We start from the raw sequence: 18883 nt of genomic DNA on the forward strand, positions 1-18883 counted from the left end.
CCTTTTAAATGAATTATTGTACGTAAAACGTTCCAAACAGCTGCTCCATCACATCAGACAGCTTGGCATTCCAGCGCAGATATACTTGATCCGGTTCAGGTGTGTGAACTGCGGCCCCGCCGTAATAATCAGGATCGAGTTCTACATTGTACCCGGTGGACTCAATGACTCCGCTCGAAGCGAGCTGACGCAAATATTCTTTGCTGGCCCCGATTAATGCGAGGCGTCCTTCTTCCGTATTGTTCACCTTACCGATATAGGTGTCCTCGGCTGAACGCTGAAGATCGCTATTGATTGCATCCATCACCCGGATGGTGCGAATCTTTTTCCAGGCATTGTTCTGACCCGCGCCCGGCTCAACCAGGCTGTTGATTCCGCGAAGCACCTTGACCTGGCGACCGTCATGAATCAGCAGCAGCACTCCGTTCTTCACTGCCTGTTCCTGCTCGGAACGGGTCCATCTGCGAGTCACATCGGTAAAGGGTGCAGCCGCATAAGTGACAGATTCATTCAGCTTCTGTCCTGCGATCAGACCTGCCACATAGGCAGCTGTCTGGGCAGAGCTGTATTCGATGTCCCCTAATTTAACACCGGTACCCACATTGACAATTCCCTCATGATTGAACATGGCAGACCGTTCAGCGGCCTTGCTCACTGCTTCAATCCCTTTGTCATCCGCAGATGAGCCACCAAACGCAGCAATGACCTTCTTGCCTTCTTTGCGAATCCGCTTTAGCCAGACCGAGAAGCTCTGGAGCAGAGCTGAGTCAGTCACTCCATCCAAAGACAGCACATCGAACTCTTGCGTTTCAAGCGCACTTTGTACTTCAATATAATCACTGTTCTGAATACCTGAAATGCCGCTAAGCCCGCCGGTAAAAGGAGCATTCGTAACATTGACGAGACTTTCCTGAGTCTCGGCCAACTTCTTAGCCGTAATCCATTTGTTCGCTGGACTATGATTAATAGCATCGATGGCTGCATCAGGAATTCCTTTTTCTACCGGGAAGGTATAGAGAAGCGTTGTTTTCTCATATAGTTTAATTTCTTGAACCGAACTATCTCCTAGACTTGGCTGAACCGTAACTTTGAAATCGTTACCGCGGCTGCCCGGGTATTTTGCAACCAGCTTGAGCACATTGACCGCTCCGCTTTTAAGTGTTACTTCAGCAGAAGCGGCTGTGTTGTCTGCCAAACGGTAAGCCAAAAGCCTCTTGGGACCTCCCAATAACGCCAGATACAGTGAACTGAATGCACTAGCCCCTCCTGAGACATCACTCGTGAACAGCTCTTGTATCGCAATTTCACTTCCGACCTCTACAAATTCATGAACCGGTCCCCAATTTGCCTTCACCGGAACAATAACAGTCCCGCGGCTCCCTGGCTGGATAGACGAAGCAGCCGCCCCTTCAAAATTCATATATAGACCTGGTAACACCTGAGTTTCTGATTTTGACCAATTTCCTCCTGCCATTTCACTTCACCTTCGCTTTCAAAAATTGTTGGACCAACTCGGCCGATTCCAAGACGGATAAGTGTTCTCTTGCCAAGCCATACAAAGAACCTGCCAGAACTTCGGGCTTGACATGAAAAAGAGCCTCGGATTGCTCCGACAGCTCTTTAATCGTGTATAGATTTTCAATTGTGATTTTATCTTCATCTCCAGCTGCCTTCTGGGCTTTGCCTGACTTTCTAAGCATAGCGTGCCTCCTTAATATTTAGGTTCTTCTGAATAATGGATATTGTTCATCAATGGCTTTGCCTCAACCTTCTTGCTAGTCTTCATCCTTAGCACAACCGATATCTGTCCCGAAGCAATTCGGTCTGCCTCTAGATTTGTCGCACACTCCTTCACCAAGTAATGATGCTGATGTGACGCATCCAGCGGAAGTTTCACCTGCCTGCCAATGGCTTCAATCAGTGTATTCACCATAGATTGCTCTTCTTCGGGACTACGACCTATGACGTGAACTGATAATCGATTATCCACATCCAAGACAGAAGTATTCGTCATCACCAGTTCACTGCCGCTTAATCTCCACAAAATGCAGGGACGAATATACCCTGTTGGCCACCAGCCCGTATAGACAGTCCATTCGTCTCCTGCTGTTTCTTGTGTCCATTCTTGAAGCCCGGCTAACCAGAATGGTTCTTGGTCAGGTTTCTCGTAAGCTAACTGCTTCATGGCGGCGAATCTCAAGGTCCGACTGGCACCTGTACGTCCCACATTCACCATGTCACCACCCGGATTTCCGGTGTATCTGCAGGTTAGGGAATTTCCCGTATCAAATACCAGCACTTTCTCATGCAGCGCCTCAATAATCTGCTCAGACAGCTGATCGACTTTTGCAAATCCACTCCCATACAAGATAACTTCGAAGTAACATCGATATCCGTTCCATGGATATTCCGCCGTCTCCTCACCCTGTCTGATTATACACAGCGGAAGAGGCAGGGAGATGTCAGCATCCATGTCGTATATTCGTCCAGCCAGCTCCGAAATGCTGTTTTCAATTTGCTTCCTAATCGCTGTTCTCATGTTCAACTCCTTTCTTATCCAGATCGTTAAATCGGGAAGCCAAGCTCTTGGATCATTCCGCTAAAATATAAAGGACCGGTCTCTACTGAGCCGGTCTACAATTAAGGGCTTGTCCGCCTTCGGTGTCCTTTGCTTAACTTCCCGATGATATAACTATAACACCGGTTTTGCCTAATGAACGGCCTTCTTCCGGCCATCAAGCGGCCACATTCCGGCCAGCCTCTGATAATCTCAAAGTGAGCCTACTCCAAACAGTTTCAACTCTAACCAGACTCCAAAAAGCAGCAGAACCAGCTGACCTAGGTCAACTGGTTCTGCGAAAACACCCCCATATAAGTTGTTAACTCACGTCTTCTATTAATCTTAAGCAAGTACCTCAAGCTTAAGCGCTAGAGCAAGCTTGTACATAGCCTGTGCCTTCACCCTGCGGTATTTACGTTCACTAACGCCAAGGTCTCCACATACAAGATAGTCATACGTATCATCTGTGTCCAAATATCGTTGGCGAATGAGATCCCTTTCCAGCTCACTTAAGCACATCAAGGCTTTATCCATCATTACAGCTTTTCTCTCCATCAATAGCTCCCGGTCCACATTCCATACTGCATGGTTCTCCGTAGTTTTACTAACCGCATGAGTCGATCCTTGCAATCGCGGCTCATATCTGGAGGTGGTTGCAGCTTCACGCCGGATGATTCCGATCCGTTTAAAGATACGAACTGTTTCCAGTTCTTCTTCAACTCTCTTTCTTGTTGCTTCATTATTGACGGCAGGCAGCTCATAAGTTAACTGCAAAGCGTTCCCTCTACTCTTCATCATTATCATATCCCCATTCTCCGTTTTTTTGGCAACAAATTGTTTCCTCATGTGCCTTATTATACGCAACAATTTGTTGCTGTCAATAATAAAATAGAAACTAATTGTTGCGTATCTAGTTTCACAATGGGTATAATAGAAGTAAGCGAGGTGATGAAGTGTTTACGGAACGATTAACTAAGCTCAGGCTCTCCAAGAGCTTGACCCATCAAGATATGGCTGATAAATTAGGAATGACACGGCAGGGGTACGGGTATTATGAATCCGGCAAGCGCACAGTCGATTCCGAAACCTTGGCTGCCCTCGCAGATATACTGGAAGTAGATACAGATTACCTGCTGGGTCGGACCTCACAACCTAAGTCTCTGCAAGATGAGACCGGGATTGCCTTCTACGGCGGACCGGATCAGTACAGCCAGGATGAGATTGAAGTCATGGAAGCTGCCCTTAAGGCTTACCGCGAACAAAAGAAGAAACTGCTTCGATAACATGAACCATACATGCCCTTTTCTTAAGGGCATTATTTTTCGCCTATGATACGAACATATATTCTCTAACTGGAGGAATTTGTTATGGACTTATCTCTTTACTATGAAACTGAACTTGAACAATGGATCAGCTCCCGGTACTTACAGCATGGAATTCTACGACCTTCGGATTTGAACAATATAGATGAAGTATCTGCTGCTTTCGAGGTTGATCTGGTGGAATACGAAGGCCCTCCCTTTAGCTGTAATATGACGGATGTTATTTTTCTGCCCAAGCGAATGGATGCGCTCACCAAACGGCTGGTCTTCTTTCACGAATTGTGTCATGTTCTAAGGCATGCAGGGAATCAGAGACAAATGCCGGAACTTTTCCTACAGCAGCAAGAAATGGAGGCAGAGAGGTTTCTTCCTTATGCGGCAGCTCCCTTCTATATGATTAAGGAACTTCCTCTTGGCGAAGGACAGAAAGAAGCTGTTGAGCTGATTGCCTCAGAATTCGCGCTTCCATATAAGCTCTCTTATGCAAGATTGCTGCAAATTCAGAACCGCATCCTTACCCAAATCACCGCTCAGGAGCATGCGAGATTAACCGATCCTAATGATGATAGAATTGAAGCATCACACTCACAGACAAAGTCGCATGAGACTCAGAGAATATTAACTCAGCTCTCGAGACAGCTGAACAAGGAGTGAGGTATTTTGGCAAGAGTAGGTGTGTTAACAGAGTTTGATATCGATGCCCATGCTCCAGCCATACTGCTGGTAAAGTTAGAGCCGGAAGAACGGATTTGGTCTTCGATCATGTATCTAGAGATAACACCGCCATGGGAGTCGTTCGAACCTGAGGAATTTGGGGATGTAACCGGAATTACGGTGCTCCTGGAGGATCTCATACTGATACCGGGTAAGGCAGATTTCATCGGGATCGACCTCCCACGTATCTACCAACGTCATCAGGCGTTAGATGTTGATCAACTGATCATTCGGCTTCAGGATATTGAAGAGGTGCTGAGTGCGTATAATTAATGTTCCAAATAACACAAAAACGGGAAGAGTTATCCTCTTCCCGGCATCTTCCAAACGCGCTTAACGGTGCTCGATCAAATCGATTGTTCCAAGTACAATATGAGCCAAACCAAAACCTAGCACTCCTGTTGCAGCCATTTTGTAACGGCTTCCCAGCATAGAAGCGGCTGTAGCTGACACTACTGCTCCAAGAACCGTTGGTATCAAGCCTTCACGCATGCCTAACACTCCCCTTAAGTTTGGTTTGAAAGACACCGTTTAGTCTGGGTTAAATCAGGCAGATTTATTCATGATCGGGCGAGTTCTATCTTGGAGGTAATCGACTGGCTTTTCCACGGCCATATATGATCTTAAGCTCTTCCATAACAGCAGGCTCCTCGTTCTCAATGCACCACTGACGCAAAGCCTCAATTGCCTTTAGCTTGCCATTGCCTCCATCCCGCCAAGTCAGGAGTTCTGCCACTTTAATCATAAGAGCTACCAGACTGCTGTTGTCCTGCTTCGTCTTTTCAGCTTTTATTTTATGATATAGAGCCTCCCGCTCCCAATCCAGCAATATCTCTTCCCCTATTGTAGGCTTAAGCAGAGAATAGACCTTACTGCATCCCGGACAGCGAACAGCCTCTACTTGTTGGCTTTTGAAGAGCACATTAATATCGTGATTGCAGACCTGACAATTGAACTTCACATTAATCTCAGGTATAGGTTCTTCCATTTCGTATTGGCCCCCCAACTTAGATGAAGAATTCGAGTCAAAAGTACAATATGTTTACCCAAAACTAGTAACTAGGAATCTTTTTCATCATAAGTTGCAGAAAGAACCTTGATTAAGTAGGCTTATAAAAAAACAATTATGTTCAATATTTGGTTATTTTTACTAATCCAATATACCAATAATAACTTCTTACAACAATACCTTTTCACACATTAAACAAAGACGAGCCCTTAGGACCCGTCTCTGCCTGCTTATTTAACTATGCCGGAGTTGATTAGATGAAAGTACGGGTAATGATCACCAGCAGAATAAAAAGAACCAAAATCACTCCTGTCGAAGTAAATACAGGATTTGGACGATTAACGTGACATTCACTCATCGTTGTTCCCCTCCCCTCGATCCCGATTCAAAAGTAATGTATGCTCCAAGTTCAGCCTTTGCATGGGCATACGGGTAATTCAACTTGAATTAATCTCTGCGTTCCAAGAGTCAACATCGGTCTACAATCATCACGCAAGCTCTTCATCATGGAAATAGGTTATTTAAACAGCAAAAAACCCTTGCTCAGCAAGGGTTCTGCACGCTATGGGCCCTGAGGGACTCGAACCCCCGACCAATCGGTTATGAGCCGACCGCTCTAACCAACTGAGCTAAGGGCCCTTGTTACCTTTGTGATAAAAGTATTGCGGGGGCAGGATTTGAACCTGCGGCCTTCGGGTTATGAGCCCGACGAGCTACCGGGCTGCTCCACCCCGCGTCAGTAAATAGCGACATCTAATAATATACCTCATGTACATATCCTGAGTCAAGCGGCTGTCTTAAAGAATAAATCGAACTCCGTACTTCCCCCGGCGGGAACGGAATATTTCTATTTCACTTAGATCATCCAGGCCATAGATCCAGCCATCATGCTCAAGCCTGCGAGCCAGGCAGCCTGCTTGAAATTTAGTTCTGTACAGCTTGTTAAAGTACACCCAACGCATAAATATTCGCTCACTTTCTTTTCAATACTTAGCTCTACCTTTATTATGCCCAGATTGAACCAAAAAATAGTCGTACAAAAAAACCGCCCTCTGGATAATTCCAAAGGACGGCTGAAATACAGTCATGATTATTTAAGACGGCTAGTTCACAGTTCATTTACCCTTTTGTGGCGGCTCCATCGGTCGGTGGGATAAATGGCGTTCCGTCAGGCTGGAACTGTGTTTTTGGATTCTTTTTGATCTCCTGAAGCATCTCATTCCCTTTCTTCTCCCAAGCCTGAAGCGCTTCTTTTGGCGTCTTCTTATTGTCAATGACCTCTTGGATGAAGTTTTGTCCTACCATAGTAACTCCATAGATTCCCGGCTTCTCGGTTTGCAGCTTCTCGTCATTTGAGTTCACAGGAGGAATGGGCTTCAGCTTATAGAAAGCAGCCACATTATAATTAAGTCCACTCACGGGCTTGATAAAAGATTTGCGGGATACCATCTCATAGCTTGTGCTTCTTGCTTTAATCTTGGCCCACTCTGGTCCATTCAGAAATTTAATGAAATCCCATGCCGTATCCGGATTCGGCGCACTTGCATTGATGGACATATAATTGCCAAGGTAGATGTCCCCACCAATGCCAGGCTTCTCCGGATGTGTAGGGATAGTTACAACATCCCAGTCAAAGGCTTTAACCTTCTTGTTCGTCTTCGCAGCCTCACTCATTCCAGTCAACTCGGTAACCAGGCCAATATCGCCTAAAACCATTGCCGTTTTGCCAGATTTAAAGACATCATTGTCAATTGGATTATACGTCTGATTTTGCTGCGGATTGTTCATTTGCGCATTCTCATATAAAATCTTATCTTTTCTGAGCTGTACAATTGTACTAATGACCTTTTCCCACTGAGGTGTATTTACCGTCATTTTTTCCGCTTTTTCATCAAAGAACCTTAATTGCAGCGGTTGACTGTATTTGAACACATCGTCACTCGCAGTAGCACCGTTATAACGATTAAATGCAAAACCATAGATCCGGTCTTTCCCTTGACCTTTAGCTACACGTCTAGCCAAATTAAACACATCGTCATAAGTCATCCCGTCTTTAGGCACATCTACACCGGCATCCTTAAAAATCTTCTTATTATAAAAGAGAGCGGAAGGCATAAAAGTTGGTGCCAGGGCATAGATGTTGTTATTTCCCATCTGCTTAATCCCATCGATAACAGAAGGAACGATATCTGAAGTATCAAACTTATCTTCTTGTATCATCGGGTCCAGCTGCTTAAGCAAGTTCTCATCAATTAATTTCTTCAAGCTGTTCGTATCGGAGACAATCACATCAACAGGGTTGCTGCCAGTCATAAGCTTTTTCAAGCTCTTCAAGGTATCCGGCGGCTGATAATTCTGCATATCACTATATTGGTATTGATCATTGTTAATTGCAGGCACAATTTCTACAGTGACATTTGGATGAGTGTATTCATATACATCTGTAAACTGCTGCCTGAAGTATTGATCACTCCCCCCACCGCCATACAGCATTCCTATACGAAGCACCTTGGGCTCATTGCTTTCCTTCGCCTTATCCCCCGAACAGCCTGCGATCATCCCTGTCAGCATAATGGCAGCGAGACTTGTTGCAAGAATTTTGTACGTCTTACCAAACCGTTTTCTCAAGATTCTTCCTCCTTAATTAATTTGGGTGGCGTAATGACAATCTTCCCTCCATCGAATTCCATGGTGGCTCTTCCCCCAATTCCAAGTGCCTCCAGGTATTCTTTGGGAACTTGCAGTCTACCTACCCTGTCAACAACAACGAATGCTTCATGAACTTCCTGAAGTCCGCCTTGCTTGCCAAATCCACCATCTTCAGAAGCCATGTCAAGCCCCGGGTTCCTCCTAACGAACTCTGTGCTTGTAAGTCCGTCACGTATCGCAACAACCCGGTCAACTTTGCTTGCAAGCGTTAGGTCATGCGTAACGATGACTATTGTAAGACCAATCTCCCGATTGATCCGGCGGAATATTTCCATAATCTGATCCGAAGTGCGGGTATCTACCGAACCGGTGGGCTCATCAGCCAGAAGGAGCTTCGGACGATTAGACAGTCCGATCGCAATGGCTACACGCTGCTGCTCTCCACCGGATAACTGCTGCAGCTTGTTATGCATCCGCTCTTTCAGACCAACCCATTCCAGCAGCTGCTTCGCATAAGCACGGTCAACCTTGCCGCTAAGCATCATAGGCATCTCGACGTTTTCCAGAGCCGTCAAGTAGGGCAGCAAATTCCTTGCATTATTCTGCCAAATGAAGCCGACCGTGCTTCTCTTGTACTGAACCAGTTCACTATCATTAACTTTGAGAAGATCCCATTCACCCACCCTAACCTGACCTGCAGAAGGGTGATCGAGGCCTCCAAGTATATTAAGAAGGGTTGATTTGCCGCTGCCGCTGTTTCCGATAATCGCCATCATCTCTCCGTCTTCAACCGTTAAATTGAGACCCTGCAGCGCAACAACCTCGATATCTTTGGTCTTGAAAATTTTGACTAAACCTTCACAGTGAATCACGCTTTATCTCTCCTCTCCAAGCTTTACCGCCTGATGTACTTTCAGCCGGCGGATCTGCCACAGCAGTAAGCCTGCACCCATAAGAAGCATAAATGCTACGACCAGATACAACTGCTGCGTATCCTTGGCATCAAATACAATCCGGAACGGCGGAACTTGGGAGGTCACGTTGTCTGCCGTCTGGAGAAAAGGAAGATATAATCGTCCGGCTAGCTTGCCGATTGCGATTCCGAGCACAATGGACAGACCCGCTGTTAAGATCTGCTCTGCCAAGAGCATAGTGGTTAACTGTCTTCTTGATAACCCCATTGCCCTTAATATCCCGAATTGAACTACTCGTCCCGAAAGATTAAAGAACCAGAACAGAATGTATCCGATTAATGATACAATCACCGATACAAGGAAACCGAGACTTAAGATTCCGAATACCCCGCCTCGGGTTGGCAGCTTACTTTGGGTAACCAGTTCGGTTCTAACATCTTTAATCTTCGATATCGCAATATCTTCCTCGGATAGTTTGTTATAGATCGGTGCTACCTTGGCCCCAGGCTTCATCTTCAGCCATACCTCATAAGGAATCATAGGGAGCTGGTCATAAATATAATCCAGATTGGCAATGACAAAAGGTGCTTGATCCGGATACAGATTCGGCCAGTAAGGGATAATTCCGTAGACAGCGAAATCAATCGTCTGATCATCAATCGATACCGTGAAGGTATCCCCCGGCTTCAGCTTATATTTGTCTGCCAAGTTCGTTGGAATCAAAGCTGCTGCCTCATATTGTCCAAGCAAGTTCAGGTATTTAAAAGGGTGTGCTGGGAACAGATCATTCCGGAACCAGGCTACTTTGGAGAAATCAACGTTATCGATCCCCATAATCCGTCCCTGCCCAGCGGACTGCCCGGAGACCACGATATTTCCTTTGGTCTGAAGAACTCTGGCTGCATTCTCTACACCCGGCAGGGTACGGAATACTTCAAATGGTGGCTCAGAATAGACGATCTTTGCATTTTTCTGCTGGCCACCCGGTCCTGCACCACCTCCCTGAGCTCCCCCACCTCCGCCTTGAATTCCTCCTCCTTGCATGCCGCCCTGGGCTCCACCTGAATTCCCATTCCCACTTGTATTGGGCGTAATCTCAGGGGTACCTGTCCACTGCGTCTCGACAATAACATCCGTGCCGTAGCTGTATAGTGTGCGTTCAGTGGAATTCAGATCAATCGTTCTAGCTGCGGATGCATTATATACGCCAAGACCTAATGTGAGCACCAGCAGGATCATTAGCGGGTAATAGGATAAGGATGAACGAGACAGCTGGGTAAGACTCAAATAGGATGACACGGGCAGCCAGCGCTTTCCTGCCCAGCCGATGAATTTCAGCAGCCATGGGAATATTCTCAGGAAGAACAGCCCTATAGCGAAGATCGCAATTGCAGGCACGAAGAACAGAAAAGGCTGAATTTGCAGCTGGTCCGTCGTTAAGCCTGTTGTAAAAGTAAGCATCTGCCGTTCATTAAATAAATAGTAGCCGTAACCCGCTACACCAAGCAGGACAACATCCAGGAACCAGCGCTGCCAGAATGGACTACGGTCTGCTCTGGCCTGCTTCCTCTTCGCATTCACAATAGATGACCTTGCATAAGAGATAGCCGGAATCAATGTTGATAATATCGCTAATATGACTGCCCCTGCTCCAAGCAGGAGAGCATCGGTACCTAATCCAACGGGAATCGACTTCCGGTCAACGAACTCCAGGAACCCGTTCGCTGAGCCTATTGATTTCGACATGAACCAGCCTAGAAGCGGTCCCAGAATCATCGAAATCGTGCCCAGTATAACGCTCTCCATCAGGTAGATCATAATGATCTGCCTGGTTGATGCTCCCCGGCTGCGAAGTACAGCAATATCGCTCTGCTGCTTGTCAAGCGCCTGCCGCGCGTTCATCACGATATAATAAAAGACCATGGCGATCATCGGTGCGGCTAGAGTGAACAGCATCGTCTGAAGCTGCAGGCTTTGGGTGCGGAAGCTGCTGAGCAGCTCCCCAAAGGATATCGTAACTTTGGTATTCTTCAGCTTCTGGTACAGCTCGGTATTGAGTCGATCCAATGAACTTGATAAAGCGGCTATTTGGCTGGTCTTGATATCACTAAGGTCAAAAGCATAGTACCAGCTTGAGTTGTTTAGAGGGACGTTCTGATCCTTGAGTATGCCTTCGTTAAAAGCAGATTCGCTTGTATACAGGTTATTGGCTATGGCTTCAAAGCCCTGTACCCAATAAGGATCGGTCTCTTTACTTGGTTTGAAAGAACCCACAATTTGCACACGAAGCGTTATATCCAGTCCACTGTATATCGGGTAATTCAGAATATCTCCTACATGGAGATCGTTCTGATACATGCCATCCTCCAGCATGACCACCTCAACAATGCCATCACTTCGCTTATCACCGGGCAGCCTGCCTTTAGTGATCTCTGTCTGATCCTTAAGACCGCTCATTGCAGCCAATGTCATCGACCGGGTTCGGCTGGCATCGACCTTGGAGGGATCCTCCGGGTATACCTCGGTGCCCCGAATAGAACGGGTATTCACATAGGCCTTGTACGGGAACGGAATTTCCTTTGGTATGTCTTGTTTTATGTACTTGTCCACCGCTTGCAGGCCGGGCTGATCTGTCTTTTCTCCTCCAGCAGCCTGATAAGTCATGAGAAGAGATCCGGCTGGAAGACCTGTGCTCTTCTCTTGAAGCGTCCGGGCAACGACTCGTTTGAGGGCACCATCGGAATACATCGGAATGCTCACCGTAAATGACACCGCCACGATCAGTCCGAGCAGTGTGCTGAGGGTCAGCCACCTTGTATTCCACATTTTACGGAATAAGAATCGAACCAGCGGCATCCCCATTAGCGGCCCACAACTTTCTGTCCTACGGTGAGTCCTTTTTTAATCTCAACATCTGTTGATCTCTGCTCGCCCACTTCGACGTCCACTTCCCGCTTGCTGCCGTCATCTTCTACAACCTGCACATAACTGCGGGAGCCCGTTGTACGCAGGGCAGAGATCGGAATAACAATGACATTCTCCCTCTTGGAAGTGGATACTGTAACACTAAGCTGGGTGCCTCGTTCGATTCCTTTCGGATATTTGTCCAGTTGAATAATCATGTATTGATCAAGGCTTTGCTTCTTCGGAGGTGTGGTAGTGCCTCCATTTCCATTAGCTCCTCCGCTGCCGCCTCCCCCATTGCCGCCCGAGCTGCCTCCATTGTCACTGGCTCGCTCCAAAGCACTTGCACTGGGTAGAACTTTGATCTTGCCGCTGATCTCTCCAATCTTATTAATGTCAACCTTGGCTGGCATTCCTACCACCAGCTTCTCTAAATCTTCCTTCTGGATATTGGCGGCAACAACGAGATTGGACGTATCTGCAATAACGGCAATTGTATCATAGGACTTAATCATGGCTCCCTTATCCACATTCACTGAGGTTACTGTGCCTGAGAATGGGGCTGTTAGGACTGCTCTTGAGATCTGATCCTTGAGATCCGCCAGCTCTTGGCGGGCTTTCTCGAATTGGAGCTTCTTCGTTTCGAATTCGATCGGGTCTTTCTCATCCTGTGTTCGAAGCGCTTCTTTCATGGTGACTTCCTGCGATCGGATATCTAGCTCCTTATCCCGTACGCTTTTCTGAAGCTCTTCTGTATCCAGTGTGGCAATAACGGCCCCCTTCTTCACCTTGTCACCAAGCTTGATGTTCAATTCCTTGAGATGAAGCGAAAGTGTATCACCAAGTGTAAAATACACCGGTTCCTCCCGCTGGCTAAGAAACTGCCCGCTGCTTTGAACCGTCGTCTCAAACGTATCTGACGTAACCTCGTATTCAGGTTTCTTGGAAATCTTGGGAGCCTGAATCGTGGGCAATACCTCTTCCTCCTGCTCCTTGGGCAGCAGCCCGCAGCCCGAAGAGGCAAGAACGTTCACACATAATGCAGCAATGCCGAGACTTCGACCCCAATTCCCCCTGTTCCTAGACAAATTTTCCATCCACCATTTCGTAAACATGGTCTGCTACCTCCAAGATTGTAGGATCATGTGTAGTCATACAAATCGTCACATTCTCCGTCTCGATAATATTTCTGAATACGGCCATAACCTGAGCGCCCATTTGGGAATCCAAATTGGCTGTAGGCTCATCCGCAAGCAGCAGATGAGGCCGGTGGGCAATAGCTTTGGCAATGGCTACCCTCTGCTGCTCTCCCCCCGAGAGCTCAAAAGGCCTGTGATGCATCCGTTTGCCGAGTCCCACCAAGTTTAGACAGTGGGCAGCCCGCTCCTTCCACTCTCGTGGGGGAACCGAAGCCATCCGAAGACTGAGTTCCACATTCTCCCAAGCGGACAGCAGCGGAAGCAGCGCGTAAGCCTGAAAAATAAACCCAATTTGATCACGCCGAAGCGCAGTCCTTCTCTTGTCACTAAGAGTATGGAGCATCTGCCCGCGAAAAAGAATTTCTCCCTCTGAAGGCTGGTCCAGTCCACCCAGCATGTTCAGCAATGTGGTCTTACCGGACCCTGATCTTCCCTTGAGCATGACAAGCTGCCTTGGCAGTACTTCCATATGGATCCCCTTAAGTACATGAAGAGATTGTCCTCCTACTTGAAAAGACCGATGGACATCCCTGACTTCAAGAATAGGCTCCAGAGACTTATGTATAATGTCTGGATTACTTGCTTGATCAATTTCTTCCTTGTAAGGCTCAGATACAGTAGAGTCTTGAATCTCTGAGTCTACCAAATTATCGTGCAGCTCGATATTGTCTGGCTCCGATTCAGATACTTGTGTGGAAGGGGATAAAGATTCGCTCCTCGCTTCCAAACCCTCATCCTCAGGACGTTTGCGCAGCCTTCGCCACATAACATGTGCCTCTCCCTATTATCATAGTATGTAAATATTTCCAAGTCCTATTGAATTATAAACGATTTATACTGTAAAAAAGTTACAATAAGTTTATAAGAAAATATCACTATTTTTACTCCAGAAATAGAAAAAGACAGCCGGCCTAAGCCGACTGTCCCTCCAAATAATGCTTTATTTCCTCTAGTGAACGAGTATCTATCTATTAGTTTCCAAATGAGGATGGATCTTCTCTCCAGGATTTGAGCAATTCCAGATCCTGCTCCTGAATCGTACCTTTCTTCACGGCTACCTCAATCAGTGCCGAGTAATTCGATAGCGATTGAATTTCAATACCAGCATCTTTAAAGGCATTGACTGCCTTATCCAGCTGATAACTGAAGATGGCAAGGACGGCTTGTGGCTTAGCACCTGCTGCCTCAACTGCTTGCGCAGCCTTAATGGAGCTGCCTCCTGTAGAGATCAGGTCTTCAATAACGATCACCTTTTGACCTGGTTTGATCAGGCCTTCAATCTGGTTCTCCTTGCCATGTCCTTTAGCTTTGTCACGGATATAGGCCATAGGCAGACCCATTTTTTGTGAAACAAAAGCTGCATGCGGAATCCCGGCTGTTGCTGTACCTGCAATAACTTCTGTATCCGGGTACTGCTCACGGATCAAGCTTGCAAATGCTTCAGCGATCAGATCACGGACCTCGGGAAATGACATCGTAAGCCGGTTATCACAATAGATGGGCGATTTAATACCTGAGGTCCATGTAAATGGCTGATGTGGACGCAACGCGACCGCACCGATCTCCAGCAAACTTTCTGCAATCTTGGACTCTGTTTCTTTTTGATTCAGCACTACAAGGTCATCTCCTCTATGATTTGCTCAGCTGCGCGTCTAGGATCCGCATTGGCAGTGATCGGACGACCTACTACGATGAAGTCGGTCCCTCTGCGAATGGCCTCGCCCGGAGTAAGCGTCCGGGACTGATCCCCTTGAGCGCTGCCCTGCGGGCGGATTCCCGGTGTGACCGTCTTGAAGCTTGTACCGCATGCATCCTTGATCGCCTGCACTTCCAGCGGAGAAGCAACCACTCCGTCAAGACCAGCTTCAAATGTTCTGCGTGCATAATGGACCACAGCTTCTTCTACCGTCCCCGGAATACCAATCTCCTCGTTCAAGGTTTGCTTATCAGTACTTGTTAGCTGGGTTACCGCAATGATTAAGGGGGAAGTGAGGGAGGCATCTTGTGCAAGAGCCTCTCTCACGCCTTCTCTAGCCGCCTTCATCATCTGCACTCCGCCTGCGGCATGAACATTGAACATATCCACACCAAGACGGGTGATACTATTGGCGCCGCCTTTGACCGTATTAGGAATATCATGCATTTTCAAATCCAGAAATACGCTATACCCTTTATGTTTCAGTTCACGGACGAAATCAGGGCCAGCCGTATAGAACAGCTGCATGCCGACTTTCATATAACATGGAATTCCCTGAAGCCGATCGATGAGCAGCCTGGCTTCCTCTGCTGAGGGATAATCCAGGGCCACCATCAAACGTCCGGCAATATTATTATTCATCACGGTTGTATTCTCCTCCCTATACTCAGTTCCAACTCCTGATGCATAAGAAGTCTTACACAGTAGCTAAAGAAGGCATTGCTTGTGAAGTGAAGTTAATGGATTCAAGCATGGTTAGCAAAGCGCGAACCGTATCCAGTGAAGTCATACATACCACGCCATTCTCTACCGCTTCGCGGCGGATTCGGAATCCGTCACGCTCAGGCTCTTTACCTTTTGTCAGCGTATTAACCACAAAGTGAGCTTTACCTCCACGGATCAGATCGAGAATGTTCGGGGTGCCTTCGCTTAGCTTGTTCACAGTGGTTACGTGAATTCCAGCCTCTTTCAAGGCTTCTGCCGTACCACCAGTCGCAATAATATTGTATCCCAGGTTATGGAACCCGCGGAACAGTTCAATAGCTTCTTCTTTGTCTTTATCCGATACAGTAGCGATCATAGAGCCCGTTGCAGGAATCTTCATGCCTGCACCAATAAGTCCTTTGTACAAGGCCTTCGCATAGTTCTGGTCACGTCCCATAACTTCACCGGTTGATTTCATCTCAGGACCGAGCGTAGGCTCAACCCGGCGCAATTTGGCAAAAGAGAATACCGGCACTTTGACCGAGACAAATTCGCTCTCCGGCCATAATCCGTCCACATAGCCAAGGTCTTTAAGCTTCGTACCAAGGATACACTGTGTAGCCACATTGGCCATCGGAATGTTGGTTACTTTGCTCAGGAAAGGAACTGTCCGTGAAGAACGCGGATTCACTTCAATTACATACACTTCATCTTTATAGATAACGAACTGGATGTTGACCAGACCTACGGTCTTCAGCTCTTTGGCTATTTTAATAGTAACATCAACAATCTTCTGCTTCAGCGTCTCGGACAGATACTGAGGAGGATACACAGCGATCGAGTCACCGGAGTGAACCCCTGCACGCTCAACGTGCTCCATGATTCCCGGAATCAACACCGTTTCCCCATCACAGATGGCGTCCACTTCAACTTCTTTACCCAGCATATAGCGGTCAATAAGTACTGGATGCTTAGGGTTGATTTGTACGGCCTGCTCCATGTATCTAAGCAATTCGTCATCCGAATACACAATTTCCATTGCGCGGCCTCCGAGTACATAGGAAGGGCGAACCAGTACAGGATAACCCAGGGACTGGGCGGTACCTACGGCTGCTTCTACGGAAGTCACGGTGCTTCCTTTAGGTTGTGCAATCTCAAGTCTGGATAAAAGAGCCTCAAACCGCTTACGGTCTTCCGCCTCATCGATACTCTCCAAGCTGGTGCCAAGAATGTTCACGCCAGCAGCTTGCAAAGGCGCAGCAAGGTTAATCGCAGTCTGGCCTCCGAACTGAACAATTACGCCAACAGGCTTCTCTTCTTCAATGACATTCATTACATCCTCGAAGAATAGTGGCTCGAAGTAAAGTCGGTCAGACGTGTTAAAGTCAGTCGATACCGTCTCCGGGTTGTTGTTGATAATTACGGCTTCATATCCAGCCTTCTGGATCGCCCAGACAGCATGAACCGTAGAGTAGTCGAACTCGATGCCTTGGCCGATCCGAATTGGACCGGAACCGAGGACGATGATTTTCTCCTTCGTAGAAGGCAGAACTTCATTCTCGGTCTCATATGTGGAGTAGTAGTACGGCGTAGTAGCTTCAAATTCAGCCGCACAGGTATCTACCATTTTGTATACAGGACGCAATCCTTGCTCTAGACGAAGACTTCTTACACTGCTCTCTGTAGTGTAATCACTGCGTGAAGCCCCTTCCCGAAGCTCTGCAATAGCCCGGTCTGTGAATCCAAGACGTTTGGCTTCATAAAGCGTCTCGTTTGTGAGTTCGGCTTCTGCTGCAATTTTCTTCTCAAAATTCACGATTCGTTCGATCTTGTCGAGGAACCACCAGTCAATATTCGTCAAGTCTTGAATCTGCTGAAGCTCATAACCGCGGCGGAAGGCTTCGGCAACCAGGAACAAGCGCTCATCATCAGGCTGAACCAGTCGTCTGTCGAGCTCTTCCTGACTAAGCTGATCCGCTCCTTTCAGAAGCAGTCTGTGTGTCCCGATCTCGAGGGAACGAACTGCCTTATGAATGGATTCTTCAAAAGTCCGGCCAATGGCCATAACTTCACCCGTAGCTTTCATCTGTGTTCCAAGCTTGCGGTTCGCACTGATGAACTTGTCGAACGGCCAACGCGGGATTTTGCTGACGATATAATCCAGTGTTGGTTCGAAGCAGGCATATGTCTGGCCGGTTACCGGGTTAACAATCTCATCCAGCGTATAACCCAGCGCGATCTTGGAAGCCATTTTGGCAATCGGATAACCTGTTGCTTTGGAAGCAAGGGCTGAAGAACGGCTGACCCGCGGATTCACTTCGATTACATAGTATTGGTAGCTCTGTGGATCCAGGGCGAACTGTACGTTACATCCACCCTCGATGTTAAGTGCACGGATAATTTTCAAGGATGCAGAGCGGAGCATTTGGTATTCACGGTCAGACAACGTTTGGCTCGGCGCCACAACAATACTGTCTCCAGTATGTACGCCAACCGGGTCAAAGTTCTCCATGTTGCAGACAACAATACAGTTGTCATTTGCATCACGCATTACCTCATACTCTACTTCTTTCATTCCTGCAATGCTTTTCTCAATCAGACACTGACCGATCGGGCTGTAACGAATACCTGCAGCTACGGTCTCAAGCAGCTCTTCCTCATTCGCACAGATACCGCCACCAGTTCCCCCCAGAGTATAAGCAGGGCGGACGATGACCGGATAACCAATCTCATTTGCAAAATTCACAGCTTCTTCAACGGTAGTAATGATGTCACTGTCTGGTACTGGCTGCTCCAGCTCGCGCATAAGCTCACGGAACAAATCGCGGTCTTCGGCTTTCTCGATGGAAGTAAGCTGTGTACCCAGTAGCTTCACATTTTCGCGTTCAAGTACACCAGCGCGCGCAAGCTCAACCGCCATGTTAAGACCTGTCTGCCCACCTAGTGTTGGAAGCAATCCATCTGGACGTTCCTGACGAATGATTTGCGTTACAAAATCAAGGGTGATTGGCTCGATATATACTTTATCTGCCATATTCGTATCTGTCATGATCGTTGCCGGGTTACTGTTGATCAGGATAACCTCTACGCCTTCCTCTTTCAGCGCTTGGCAGGCCTGTGTACCCGCATAGTCAAATTCGGCTGCCTGGCCGATAACAATCGGACCGGAACCAATAACCAGGATTTTCTTAAGTTCGTTATTCTTTGGCAT

Annotated in this window: 19 protein-coding genes and 2 tRNA genes; 3 read left to right on the forward strand and 18 right to left on the reverse strand. The window is 47.3% G+C overall.

The features are described 5' to 3' along the window. Positions 1 to 13 precede the first annotated feature (13 nt). From EJP77_RS04985 to EJP77_RS05000, 4 genes are all read right to left on the reverse strand, one after another. Positions 14 to 1474, reverse strand: a complete 1461-nt coding sequence (locus EJP77_RS04985) for a phage tail sheath family protein (RefSeq protein ID WP_127198034.1) — start codon at positions 1472 to 1474, stop codon at positions 14 to 16. 1 nt (position 1475) lies between these two features. Beyond that, a complete protein-coding gene (locus EJP77_RS04990) occupies positions 1476 to 1700 on the reverse strand; it encodes a YqzN/YkzM domain-containing protein (RefSeq protein ID WP_127198035.1) in 225 nt (74 codons plus the stop codon). 11 nt (positions 1701 to 1711) lie between these two features. Continuing rightward, positions 1712 to 2539: a hypothetical protein gene (locus EJP77_RS04995; protein WP_127198036.1), complete on the reverse strand. Its 828-nt coding sequence runs from the start codon at positions 2537 to 2539 to the stop codon at positions 1712 to 1714. Between the two features lie 363 nt (positions 2540 to 2902). Then, positions 2903 to 3358 (reverse strand): ArpU family phage packaging/lysis transcriptional regulator, encoded by a 456-nt coding sequence (locus EJP77_RS05000; RefSeq protein ID WP_127198037.1) that lies wholly within the window; start codon positions 3356 to 3358, stop codon positions 2903 to 2905. Positions 3359 to 3513: 155 nt separating this feature from the next. Here EJP77_RS05000 and EJP77_RS05005 point away from each other — a divergent pair, with 155 nt between their 5' ends. The 3 genes from EJP77_RS05005 to EJP77_RS05015 all read left to right on the forward strand — a co-directional run bounded on the left by EJP77_RS05005 (position 3514) and on the right by EJP77_RS05015 (position 4869). Further along, the gene (locus EJP77_RS05005; RefSeq protein ID WP_127198038.1) at positions 3514 to 3843 is read left to right on the forward strand and encodes a helix-turn-helix domain-containing protein; all 330 of its coding nucleotides are present in this window, start codon (positions 3514 to 3516) and stop codon (positions 3841 to 3843) included. A gap of 84 nt (positions 3844 to 3927) precedes the next feature. Then, complete coding sequence (locus tag EJP77_RS05010; RefSeq protein ID WP_127198039.1) at positions 3928 to 4536, forward strand: ImmA/IrrE family metallo-endopeptidase; 609 nt, start codon at positions 3928 to 3930, stop codon at positions 4534 to 4536. A gap of 6 nt (positions 4537 to 4542) precedes the next feature. Then, complete coding sequence (locus EJP77_RS05015) at positions 4543 to 4869, forward strand: hypothetical protein (RefSeq protein ID WP_127198040.1); 327 nt, start codon at positions 4543 to 4545, stop codon at positions 4867 to 4869. 60 nt (positions 4870 to 4929) lie between these two features. Here the strand turns inward: EJP77_RS05015 and EJP77_RS05020 are convergent, their stop codons facing one another. From EJP77_RS05020 to carB, 14 genes are all read right to left on the reverse strand, one after another. After that, positions 4930 to 5088, reverse strand: coding sequence for an asparagine synthase (locus tag EJP77_RS05020; protein ID WP_127198041.1), 159 nt, complete (start codon positions 5086 to 5088; stop codon positions 4930 to 4932). An 85-nt stretch (positions 5089 to 5173) separates the two neighbouring features. Continuing rightward, a complete protein-coding gene (locus EJP77_RS05025) occupies positions 5174 to 5584 on the reverse strand; it encodes a hypothetical protein (protein ID WP_127198042.1) in 411 nt (136 codons plus the stop codon). A gap of 274 nt (positions 5585 to 5858) precedes the next feature. Then, positions 5859 to 5963: a YjcZ family sporulation protein gene (locus tag EJP77_RS20770; RefSeq protein WP_221885995.1), complete on the reverse strand. Its 105-nt coding sequence runs from the start codon at positions 5961 to 5963 to the stop codon at positions 5859 to 5861. A gap of 207 nt (positions 5964 to 6170) precedes the next feature. Continuing rightward, positions 6171 to 6244 (reverse strand) — tRNA-Ile (locus EJP77_RS05030). A 23-nt stretch (positions 6245 to 6267) separates the two neighbouring features. Further along, positions 6268 to 6341: transfer RNA gene (locus tag EJP77_RS05035), tRNA-Met, on the reverse strand. A 61-nt stretch (positions 6342 to 6402) separates the two neighbouring features. After that, on the reverse strand, positions 6403 to 6567 hold the full coding sequence (locus tag EJP77_RS20570) for a hypothetical protein (protein WP_185897150.1): 165 nt from the start codon (positions 6565 to 6567) through the stop codon (positions 6403 to 6405). 157 nt (positions 6568 to 6724) lie between these two features. Beyond that, on the reverse strand, positions 6725 to 8233 hold the full coding sequence (locus EJP77_RS05040) for an ABC transporter substrate-binding protein (protein ID WP_185897152.1): 1509 nt from the start codon (positions 8231 to 8233) through the stop codon (positions 6725 to 6727). Next, positions 8230 to 9126, reverse strand: a complete 897-nt coding sequence (locus tag EJP77_RS05045) for an ABC transporter ATP-binding protein (RefSeq protein ID WP_127198043.1) — start codon at positions 9124 to 9126, stop codon at positions 8230 to 8232. Before EJP77_RS05045 ends, EJP77_RS05040 begins: the two co-directional genes overlap by 4 nt. Before the next feature lie 3 nt (positions 9127 to 9129). Continuing rightward, positions 9130 to 12030: an ABC transporter permease gene (locus tag EJP77_RS05050; RefSeq protein WP_127198044.1), complete on the reverse strand. Its 2901-nt coding sequence runs from the start codon at positions 12028 to 12030 to the stop codon at positions 9130 to 9132. Further along, a complete protein-coding gene (locus tag EJP77_RS05055; protein WP_127198045.1) occupies positions 12030 to 13187 on the reverse strand; it encodes an efflux RND transporter periplasmic adaptor subunit in 1158 nt (385 codons plus the stop codon). The genes EJP77_RS05050 and EJP77_RS05055 overlap by 1 nt, the downstream gene beginning before the upstream one ends. Then, on the reverse strand, positions 13153 to 14037 hold the full coding sequence (locus EJP77_RS05060; RefSeq protein WP_246021678.1) for an ABC transporter ATP-binding protein: 885 nt from the start codon (positions 14035 to 14037) through the stop codon (positions 13153 to 13155). Before EJP77_RS05060 ends, EJP77_RS05055 begins: the two co-directional genes overlap by 35 nt. A 205-nt stretch (positions 14038 to 14242) precedes the next feature. After that, entirely contained in the window at positions 14243 to 14884 is a 642-nt protein-coding gene (gene pyrE, locus EJP77_RS05065; protein WP_127198046.1) for an orotate phosphoribosyltransferase, read from the reverse strand. Continuing rightward, positions 14884 to 15609 (reverse strand): orotidine-5'-phosphate decarboxylase, encoded by a 726-nt coding sequence (pyrF, locus tag EJP77_RS05070; protein ID WP_127198322.1) that lies wholly within the window; start codon positions 15607 to 15609, stop codon positions 14884 to 14886. Before pyrF ends, pyrE begins: the two co-directional genes overlap by 1 nt. 55 nt (positions 15610 to 15664) lie before the next feature. After that, positions 15665 to 18883 (reverse strand): carbamoyl-phosphate synthase large subunit, encoded by a 3219-nt coding sequence (gene carB, locus EJP77_RS05075; protein WP_127198047.1) that lies wholly within the window; start codon positions 18881 to 18883, stop codon positions 15665 to 15667.

Source organism: Paenibacillus zeisoli (genome assembly GCF_003994465.1).
GTDB lineage: Bacteria > Bacillota > Bacilli > Paenibacillales > Paenibacillaceae > Fontibacillus > Fontibacillus zeisoli.